The following is a 9683-nucleotide window of genomic DNA, read 5'->3' as shown; positions in this document are numbered from 1 at the left end:
GCCCGCATCGCAATACTCCGGCGACGCAGGCCAAACCTCAATCCCAGGCGCCGGACCATCATAACCCGTCATGCACAAATACGACACTTTCATCTGAATCTCCTCTCCGGCCCGGCGCCTTGCGTTGCCGAACCATCGCATCACCGCAGCGCGGAATCAATGAACATCGTGCATGGCAAGCGTATCATGCATGTTTTGCACGGCGCAAATGCCGCCAGCCAGAGGGCAGGTTCCGGCATGGCGCAACGGCCGCAAAGTGCTGCGGAATTGCACAAGGAGCCTTCCAGCATGACCAAGCTCGCCCTCGTCACCGGCGGCGCTCACCCCATCGGCATCGGCTTTGCCTCCGCCACGGCCTTGCGCAAGCTGGGATTTGAGGTGATCGTGACAGGCTATTCGCCAGAGGAAATCGCGCTTTTAGCGCCTGTGGAAGGGATTTCCGCACGGTTGCTGGACGTAACCGACCAGAGCAGCGTCGATGCGCTGGTGGCGGACCTGCCAAGGCTGGATGCGCTGGTGAACTGTGCCGGGCATGCCACGCCGCACGAGTTCGATCTGGACCAGTTCGCCCGCACGCTCGACGTCAACCTGACCGGGGCGATGCGCATGTGCACCGCTGCGCGGCCGCTGCTGGCCCGGCAGGGCGGCGCGATCGTCAACATCGCTTCGATGTATGCCATCTTCGGCAGCACCATGGCCCCCGCCTACACCGCCAGCAAGACCGGCGTGGTTGGCCTGACCCGCACGCTGGCGGCAAGCTGGGCCAAGGACAACATCCGCTGCAACGCCGTGGCGCCCGGATGGATCAGAACCAACATGTCGCGCATGCTGTGGGAAAACGCCGAGCTGGCCGCGCCGGTCGTGGCCCGCACGCCGATGGGACGCTGGGGCGAGCCGCAGGAACTGGGCGATGTGGTTGGATTCCTGTGCTCGCACGAAGCCCGTTTCGTCACCGGAGTGATGATCCCGGTCGACGGCGGATACGCCATTTCCGGGTAAGGGCCGTGCGCGGCCTATGCGCCATCGGCCCGCAATGGCGAAACCCGTGACGGGCGTTCAGGTCTTGAGGTGATCGCCGCGATCGGTCTGCGCGGTGCCCGCCGCCGCAATGCGTGCGCGGGCGCGTTCTTCGCCGACAAGCCCGGCTGACGTGGGGTGGTGAACGGCGTCCTCGGTCAGCCGCTCGGTCAGAACGTCCCAGCAAGTGATGGCCAGCAAGGTCTGGTCGATATGCGGGCAATCGGCCAGCGCGCGCGAACGCCAGTGCGAACGGGCTCTGTCGTCCGACAGGCGCCAGATCCCGACATGATCATGCTCCGGGCCATAGTTGACGAGTTGCGCGTAAGGGTCATAGGCCAGCAGCGCGCCGGTAATGATCCCTTCCTCGCGGAAACGGCCGGGCAGGTAATGGTCGTTGTACCAATCGCGGAATGCTGTTTCGTGGCCGGGCCTTGCCTTGATCTGTTCAACCACGACGCTGCCGTTCTGAAAGGTGCGTGGCGCCTTGTCGCGGAATTGCAGCGGGTAATAGTGGAAATCGTCGAGCCGCGAGATGTCGATCGAGTCTTCGACCACCATGCGCGTGGTCAGGGCATTGTCGATATGCTCCTGCACGAACCGCTGGGCGTCAAAAACTTCGTAGAGCGCCAGATACTGCGCATAGAACGCCCCGCCCGCAAAAGTCTGAACCTGTTCGGGGGCAAGGCGGAAGCGTTGCTGGGCGATCGAACCGCGAAACCGCAGCGCATCGCGGGTATGGATATGCGTGTACCAGTCGTTGAAATCGTCGTCGCGCCCTTCGACGGCGTTGGTGAAGACGACAAGCAGCGCCTCGATCATCCTTGCTCTCCCGCAGGGCGGTTTTTGCCCGGCCCTCCTGTTCAGCCCGCGACAAAGAAGGCCTGCGGCCGACCCATTTCCGCAACCCAGGTGCGCGGCTGCTTTCCGTCGATATCCTTGATGCCGTATTTCAGCGCCAGTTCGGCCCCGATCAGCGCCTTGCCCGAAAGCGCCCTGCGATCAGGGTCGCCCAGCAGCGCCGCGATCACCAGCCCGGTGAACTCCGGCGTTTCGAACTCCGGCAGTATCGCGCGCAGCGGTTCGGGAAAATACTCGTCCGGGATCGCCTTGAACGCGTCTGTACGGACATAGCCAGGCCAGTAGGAAACGATCGACAGATCGGTCTCGGCAAGGTCGATAGCCATGTCGTGCACCATCTTGTCGGTCCCGGCCTTGGCCGCGCCATAGGCCGGGCCAACGAAATAGGACACCGCGCCATAGAACGAGATATTGGCGATCAGCGCCCCGCCGGTGCGGATCATCAACGGCGTGGCATAATAGGCCGCCACATAGTCCGAACGCAGACCGACCACGATCATGTCGGCCAGTTTCAGATCCTTTTCCCAGTATCCGCCGGGCCGCGCCAGTTCATCGCCATAGACCGCCGCCGCATTGTTGAGCAGCAGGTCGAGCCGGCCCTGCTCGCGCTCGATCCGGTCGATCACCGCCTTGACCTGCGCATCGTCACCATGGTCGCAGACCACGGCAATGCCCTTGCCTCCGGCGGCATCCACCTCTGCCGCTGCGGCGTTCAGCTCTTCTTCGCTGCGCGCGGTCAGGTACACGGTCATCCCTTTGGAGCCGAGCGCGCGGGCCGCACCACGGCCAACGCCCTTGCTTGCGCCGGTAACCAGCGCGACGGTTTCTGTCATGGCATCCTCTTGAACAGACGGCGGGAACAGGGCCCGCCTGATTCACCGCGCGATGCTATGCGCTCCGTCGCTGCGGCGTCCCTTTCCCCGGATAGGGCTGGGATGACACATTCCCCGGCCTGCTCAGCAGATCATCGCCCCGTCGATCAGGAACTCCGCGCCCGAAACATAGCTGGCATCGTCCGAGGCGATGAACACGACCACGCGCGAAAACTCGTCCGCTTCGCCCACCCGGCCCAGCGGGATCAGGGCGGCTGCGTTTTCGCGGACCGAAGGCACCAGCGAAGGGGTTTCGATCGCGCCCGGCGTCAGGGTGACCACGCGGATATTGTCGGGTGAAAGCTCCTTTGCGCCAAGGCGGGTCATGCCGCGCACGCCCCACTTCGATACGCCATAGGCGAAGTAGCCCGGCAGGCTGGTGAAGGCGAGGCCGGACGCGATGTTAATGATCACGCCACCGCCATTGTCCTTCATCGGGCCGCGCACCGCCTTCATGCCCAGGAAAGAACCGACGATGTTCACGTCGAGCATCCGCCGCAGGAACGCGGCATCGGTGTTGTCGAAGGTGTCCGAACGCGTCAGTCCGGCGTTGTTGACCAGCACGTCGATCTTGCCGAACGCATTCAGCGTGGTGCCGATCACCGATTCCCAGCCCGCTTCATCGGCAACGTCGTGTTCGATGGCGATGGCATTGGCGCCGATCTCTTCGGCAATCGCGCGGCAGGCGTCGCCAGCGATGTCGGTGATGACGACGCGGGCGCCCTCGGCGGCAAACATCCGTGCTTCCTGCGCCCCCATACCGCTGCCCGCCCCGGTGATGATGGCGACTTTTCCCGCTAGCTTCATTCATGGTTCCTTTCGTGGGCGTCGCCTTCGGGCCGAACGGTCAGTTCAGCGTGGCGTGCGAGCCGCCGTCGATGCGATAGTTGGTGCCGGTTATGTAGGAGGCATGGGCGCTCGCCACGAAGCAGATCAGCGCGGCGATTTCCTCGACTCGCCCTGTGCGGCTTACAAGGCTGCGCCACTGCCGGGCAAAGCGCCGTTCCAGCTCGTCGATGTCAGTCTCTTCCCAGCCGCTGGCCTTGCCGATCGTGGGCAGGTTGGCCTTCAACGCCTCGGTCAGGACATTGCCGGGGCTGATCGTGTTGACCGTGATGCCGGTATCGGCGAGCGACTTGGCCAGCCCGACCGACAGGTTGACCAGCGCCGCCTTGGACGGGCCATAGGTCGGAAACTCCGGCGGCGGTTCGGTATAGGCGCCGCTGGCGATATTGATGATCCGGCCCCACCCTTGCGCCTTCATCGTATCGACCGATGCGGTGATGGTGCGCACCGCGGCGATCACGTTCGCTTCATAGGTGGCCGCCCATTGCGCCGGAGTCGCCTCGGTCCATACCGGCACGAAGGGTTCGAAATTGCCAAGGTTGTTCACCAGGATATCGATGCCGCCGAACGCCGCGTTGGCCGCCGTCATTACCGTTTGGGCGCCCGCATCGGTGGCGAGATCGCCCAGCGCGATGGCAGCGGTCCCTCCGGCAGCGACAATGGCGGCGCGCACGGCCTCGGCGCGTTCGGCGTTGCGCCCGTTGATGACGACGCGCACACCCTCGGCGGCCATCATCTGCGCTGTTGCCGCGCCGATGCCCGACGTGCTGCCGGTAATCAGCGCGCGCTTGCCTGCGATCCCCAGATCCATTCCTCAACCCCTGCCCGTTCCGTCTTGTCTGGCCGCCACCGCCGCCCGCATAGGCTGCGTGCCCACCCATTGTCAGGAGCGGGCACGCCGGTGGCCGGTTTCATGCGTTGTCGTCAGGCAATGCCCCCGCGCCGCGCAGGCGTTGCCACGGCATGGGTCATTCCGCTGCGATTTGCGCCGCTTCCACATCGTTGGCCGCCGCTTCGGACACGGCTGCCAGATGCTTGCACATCACTTCCTGTTCGCCGAACTGGACGATCTTCTTGGCGCCGCTTTCCATGACCTCCTGCTGCTGGACCAGCGCCAGGTTGTCTTCCATCAGCGTATCGCGGTTGAGCGCGAGCGAATATTGCACCGCAAACTGGTTGCGCAGGCTTTGCGGGCGCTCGAAATGATAGACCGCTTCCCAATAGCATTTGTCCGCCGCGATCGGCCAGAACCGGTGCAGCCACCACCCGCCAAGCGAAACGTGGAAGATGAAGTGCGGATAGAGGATGAACTGGTCGTTGCCCCACAGGTTGGACCCTGTGGGGTTCACATCGGGGTGCCCGGCAAAGGTTTCTTCCGGCTTTTCCTGCGCGCCGGTATCGGCAATCACCATCTGCTGCGCGTTCATGAACGAGAACGCCTGAACCAGCTTTTCCGGCGACATTTCGTATTCGGGGTTGCGCGGAACCGAGTTCATCCGGTGCGCACCGAGAAACTCGACATGCAGAGGGTGGACGAAGGGATTGTCGCGCGACGACAGCATCTTGGAAACGGTGCGCGCGTGCAGCGCGCGGACGTGATAGGCTTCGCACTGCGCTTCGATGGCCAGCTTCCAGTTGGCGTCGATCATCGAACCGACCCGCGCGGTATAGGGATAGCTTCCGAACGGCACGTTGCTCAACCGGTCTGCCAGCGGCCCCAGAAAATCGCGCAGCGATTGCGTCCCAGTGGAATCGAGATTGATGAAGATCATCCCTTCCCACGTATCGCAGCGCACCGGGGTCAGCCCGCTGTCCGCCTTGCTGACATGCGAAAAACAGCCTTCATCGGGAATATTGACGAGATCGCCCGCCGAATCGAACATCCACGCGTGGTAGGGGCAAGAAAACTTGCCGCCGCGCCCCTTTGAGTCCCACACCAGCTTCATGCCACGGTGCGAACAGATGTTGTGGAAGGCGCGGATCTGCATGTCCTTGCCGCGCACCAGAATGATCGAGGCCGAGCGCACCTTCACCTCGCGCACGACCCAATCGCCTGCGTTCGGGATTTCCGCCGTCTCGGCCACGTTCAGCCAGACCTTGCCGAAGATCTCGCGCTCCGCTTCGAACCGTTCCTGCGAGGTGTAGACCGAAAGATCGACCTTGCCGGTTTCCATGATGTCCGCGTCGGGGATCAGCGTCCCGCTGCCAAGGTCGAATGGCTGCGCCATCGCGTGCTGCATTTCCATCGGCTCTCTCTCCTCCAGTCACCACCGGCCAGGCGCGTCATTGGAAGGCGCAGGCTATGCCAGTCAGAGCATTATGCATACTGTATAGTCGCCACGGTCAGAATTCCCATTCTTCTCCCTTGACGCCTCGTCAAACAGGCTGTGGCGGGCAAGCGATGCGTCAGACCATGCCTTCGCCGGGGCGTCCGGCCTTCTTGGAGAGCTGCGCGGTGTCGAAATATTCGTCGCCGCGAATGATCAGCCCGTCCTTGATCCGGGCAATGAAGCAATAAGGGGAGCGAATCGGCTTGCCGTCGAGCACGCCGGTCATCGTCGCCTGCAGCACGAAGCCGTCTTCGGTCACGGTGATCCGGGGATCTTCGTTCTTCTGGTCATGGAAGATCGCGTGCGCGGCCTTGAGCGTTTCGATGAACTCGGCGCGCGAACGGTCCTGCGGATCGAAATTGTACCACATCACGAAATCTTCATGCAGCACGGTCTGGAACTTGTCCGTGTCATGCTCTTCGGCAACCGTCACCCAGAACTGCCCCAGACGCAGAGCCTCTTCACGATCAACCGCCACAACCTTCTCCACCAAACATGTTCTCAATCCCCGTTTGCATGGGCGGTGCGCCGATCATGCACACCTGTCCCAGGGCAGGCCAATTCCGCGGCATGATTGGTGCACAACGGCGCAGGAACGCAAGGCGTTCTACCGGAAAGGATGCCCGACCATGCCGAACCTGGCCACGATCGAAACGCTGGGCGAACGCTTCGCCGCCGCATTGGGCGCAGGGGATATTGCGGCGCTCGACGCGCTGTTCGCCCCCGATTTCGAAGTCTGGTACAATTTCAGCGACGCGACGCTCGACCGCAAACAGGCGCTGACGTTCTTCCAGTCTTATTTCACGGCCGTGCAGGTGCGCTTTAGGAACGTGCGGCGCCTGCCCACGCCGGATGGGTGGGTGCAGCAGCACCGCGTCGATGCACGCGGCGCCGATGGCTTTCGCATCGACAACCTGCCCGCGATCATCGTGTTCACGCTGCGCGATGACAGGATCGCACGGATCGAGGAATATCTCGACAGCGCGCAGACTGGCGGCTTCGACGCCAGCACGATGACCGCCGGCTGACGCCGCGACAGCGCGCCTCAACGCGAGAGGCGGACGCCCCTTTCCGGGCATCCGCCTTTGCGTGTCTGATGCAAAGTCGCTCGCCGGACCGGCCAGAGACCGGCGCCGTCCCTACCGTTCGGCCGAGCGGCCGAAGCGGGCGCGAAGCTGCACGCCGACGACCCGCGGATCGCCATAGATGTAGCTGGTCGTGCCAAGCTGCGAGCTGATGACGTTGCCCGAACCGATCACGAACGTCTTGTTGAACACGTTCTTGGCATAGACCGACAGATCGACCGGGTTGCCCATCACGTTGTTCCAGTCCAGCCGCAGGTTGGCCAGGGCATAAGGCGCCTGATCTTCTGCCGAAAGCGCAAAGACCGAGTCGTCCGAGTGCGCAAACCGGCTCTGGTAGGATACGTTGCCCGCCAGCACGAACTGGCCGGTATCGCCCGTATCATATTCATAACGCGCGGCTACATCGAACTTGTGCTTGGGCGCACCGGAAATCGCGGTGTCGATCCGGTTGATAACCGCACCGTCGGAGGGACGGACGATCACGCCGGGGAAGCTCAGGAACTTGGAGTTTAGATAGGCATAGTTCGCGTTGACCGAGAACTCCCGCGAGAAGCGGATGACCTGTTCGATTTCCACGCCGCGCGAGCGCAGCTTGGCGGCGTTGATGATCTGGTTCGATGCGGTCGCACCGTTGAAGAACGACGATGCGCGCTGCAGCCCGCCGTAGTCCGCGGTGAACAGGGCGATGTTCGTGCGCAGGCCGAGACCGCCAAGCTCATAGTCGGCCTTCATGCCGATTTCGTAATCGGTAACGGTTTCCGGCCCGAAGTACGGCACCGCCGCGGCCACGCCGTTGTTCGCCGGCAGGATCGACTGGATGTTGATCCCGCCTTCCTTGAAGCCCTTGCGCGTCGTGCCGTATACCAGCACGCCGGGCTTGACGGTCCAGTCGAGCGAAAAGGTATAGCTGTCAGCCGTCTGCTTCAGATTGGCCGGAATGCCCGCATCGCCGGGGCGCGGCTGGATACCGGTGGCAGGGACGATGATCGCATCGACAGCGAGCAACCGGGCCTTAACGATCGAATGGCGGTATCCCGCCGTGAAGCGCACCCCATCCAGACCGAAGTCGGAAAAGTCGACCGTCGCCTGACCGAAATAGCCACTCTGCGATTTGCGGTAGTTGCGGTTGTAGCCGGTGGAAATGCCCGGCAGCCCCGACGGCACGGTGAAGGCTCCGTTCAATGTCTGGAACACCGCCGGGACATTGAGATAGGCATTGGTTTCGCTGGCTTCGGTGAAGTAGCCGACCATCCAGTCATGCTTGTTGTTGATGCTGCCGGAAAGCTGGGCTTCTTCCGAATAGACATCGCCCCATTTGTTCTTGCCCGCGCCATAATCGTTGAAGTTGGCAAGCCCGGTGCACGCCGTGGCGGTGCAATTGGGGTTAGTCACGTTGATTACATTGTAGACTACGCCGGTCCCGACGCCGCCCTGGATTTCACGGATGGCGGTGGACTGCAGGTTGCGCGTCGTCGAAAAGATGTTCTTGAACGTCGTGTCGCCAAGGAAACCAAGCTGACCAAAGTTGATTTCGGTCGTGTTGATGATCTGCTGGACATGCGAGCGGATGAAGTTGTCGCGGGTCGTGGCCACTTCGCGCACGCTACCCCCGGCAGCCAGACGGGCAGCTTCCGCATCGAGACTTGCACGAGCCTTGTTGATAAGCGCCAGACGCGAGCTAAGGCAATCGTTGAAGGCCGCACTACCCGCAGCGGTAATGTTGCCGCACAGCCCGGCCACCGCAATGAAACCAAAGCCACCAGCAGCAGCCGGGTCGGTCGTGGTCAGGCCAAGCACGCCGCCCGGACGGGTGTCGAGCAGCGACCCGGTAACCGTCGAACCACCGGGAATGCGCGGATCGACGACCAGACGGGCAAGACCGTTGGGCTCATAGTTGCCCAGGACCGCAGCGGTGCCGTTCTCGTTGATGTTGGTGTCCGAGAAGATCACCGTGTTGGTCAGCCAGTTCGTCGGCGCCAGACGCAGGCTGATGCGGTAGGATGAACGGTTGCGATCGTCGAGCCGCTGCCCGGTCGTGTTGCTGATTGAAAAGCCCTTGTTGTAGCTATAGTTCCCGGCGACCCGGATCGCCACGGCATCGCCGATGATCGGCACGTTCACCGCGCCGGTAAACTCGCGGATGCTATAGTTGCCGAGGTTGGCCTCGACGAATCCGTCGAACTCGTCGCTGGGCGCCTTCGGGGTGAGCAAGACCGCGCCTGCCGTGGTGGAACGGCCAAACAGCGTGCCCTGCGGTCCCTTGAGAACCTGGACCGAAGCCAGATCGTAGAACGTGATGTTTGAACCGCCGCTGGTCGAATTGGTCTGCTGCGGCACATCGGCAAAATAGGTCACGACCGACGGCGAACTGCCGAACGTGGCGCCCTGGCCACGGATGAAGTACAGCACGTCGTTGCGCTGCGCGCTGCCCGCGGTTGCGGCGATGCCCGGCGTGGAGTTGGTGAGATCGTAGGGCGTGACAATCGCCTTTTCGCGCAGCATTGCCTCGCTGACTGCGGTAATCGCCACCGGAACCGATTGCTGGCTTTCCGCTCGGCGGCGTGCGGTCACCACGATATCCTCAACCGCGTTCACGCCGAGACCGTCCTGCGCCTGCGTCTGCGCCGCATCTTCGGCATGGGCCGAAGCCGCCGGCCATGCCAGTATGGCGG

9 protein-coding genes are annotated in these 9683 nt (G+C 63.0%); 2 read left to right on the top strand and 7 right to left on the bottom strand.

All coding sequences use genetic code 11. The features are described from left to right. The first annotated feature begins 288 nt into the window (after positions 1-288). Complete coding sequence (locus tag GGR44_RS12380; protein ID WP_183955890.1) at positions 289-999, top strand: SDR family NAD(P)-dependent oxidoreductase; 711 nt, start codon at positions 289-291, stop codon at positions 997-999. Positions 1000-1056: 57 nt separating this feature from the next. Here GGR44_RS12380 and GGR44_RS12375 read toward each other — a convergent pair whose 3' ends face one another. From GGR44_RS12375 to GGR44_RS12350, 6 genes are all read right to left on the bottom strand, one after another. Further along, positions 1057-1839, bottom strand: a complete 783-nt coding sequence (locus GGR44_RS12375; protein WP_183955889.1) for a hypothetical protein — start codon at positions 1837-1839, stop codon at positions 1057-1059. A gap of 41 nt (positions 1840-1880) precedes the next feature. Next, positions 1881-2711, bottom strand: a complete 831-nt coding sequence (locus GGR44_RS12370) for an SDR family NAD(P)-dependent oxidoreductase (protein WP_183955888.1) — start codon at positions 2709-2711, stop codon at positions 1881-1883. A 123-nt stretch (positions 2712-2834) separates the two neighbouring features. Further along, positions 2835-3557: an SDR family NAD(P)-dependent oxidoreductase gene (locus tag GGR44_RS12365; protein ID WP_183955887.1), complete on the bottom strand. Its 723-nt coding sequence runs from the start codon at positions 3555-3557 to the stop codon at positions 2835-2837. A gap of 40 nt (positions 3558-3597) precedes the next feature. After that, positions 3598-4407 (bottom strand): SDR family NAD(P)-dependent oxidoreductase, encoded by an 810-nt coding sequence (locus tag GGR44_RS12360; RefSeq protein ID WP_183955886.1) that lies wholly within the window; start codon positions 4405-4407, stop codon positions 3598-3600. A 157-nt stretch (positions 4408-4564) separates the two neighbouring features. Beyond that, a complete protein-coding gene (locus GGR44_RS12355) occupies positions 4565-5842 on the bottom strand; it encodes an aromatic ring-hydroxylating oxygenase subunit alpha (protein WP_183955885.1) in 1278 nt (425 codons plus the stop codon). 160 nt (positions 5843-6002) lie between these two features. Then, positions 6003-6416 (bottom strand): nuclear transport factor 2 family protein, encoded by a 414-nt coding sequence (locus GGR44_RS12350; protein WP_183955884.1) that lies wholly within the window; start codon positions 6414-6416, stop codon positions 6003-6005. A 139-nt stretch (positions 6417-6555) separates the two neighbouring features. On the opposite strand from GGR44_RS12350, the gene GGR44_RS12345 reads away from it, so the two are divergent. Continuing rightward, positions 6556-6954 carry a nuclear transport factor 2 family protein gene (locus GGR44_RS12345; protein WP_183955883.1) on the top strand — a complete coding sequence of 133 codons (399 nt, stop codon included), beginning with the start codon at positions 6556-6558 and terminating at the stop codon, positions 6952-6954. A gap of 111 nt (positions 6955-7065) precedes the next feature. On the opposite strand, the gene GGR44_RS12340 is transcribed toward GGR44_RS12345, so the two are convergent. Continuing rightward, a complete protein-coding gene (locus GGR44_RS12340) occupies positions 7066-9582 on the bottom strand; it encodes a TonB-dependent receptor plug domain-containing protein (RefSeq protein ID WP_183955882.1) in 2517 nt (838 codons plus the stop codon). Positions 9583-9683 lie beyond the last annotated feature (101 nt).

Source organism: Sphingobium fontiphilum, from assembly GCF_014196635.1.
Lineage (GTDB): Bacteria > Pseudomonadota > Alphaproteobacteria > Sphingomonadales > Sphingomonadaceae > Sphingobium > Sphingobium fontiphilum.
Note: the sequence above shows the minus strand (reverse complement) of the source record. Positions and strands in the feature narration are given on the sequence as shown.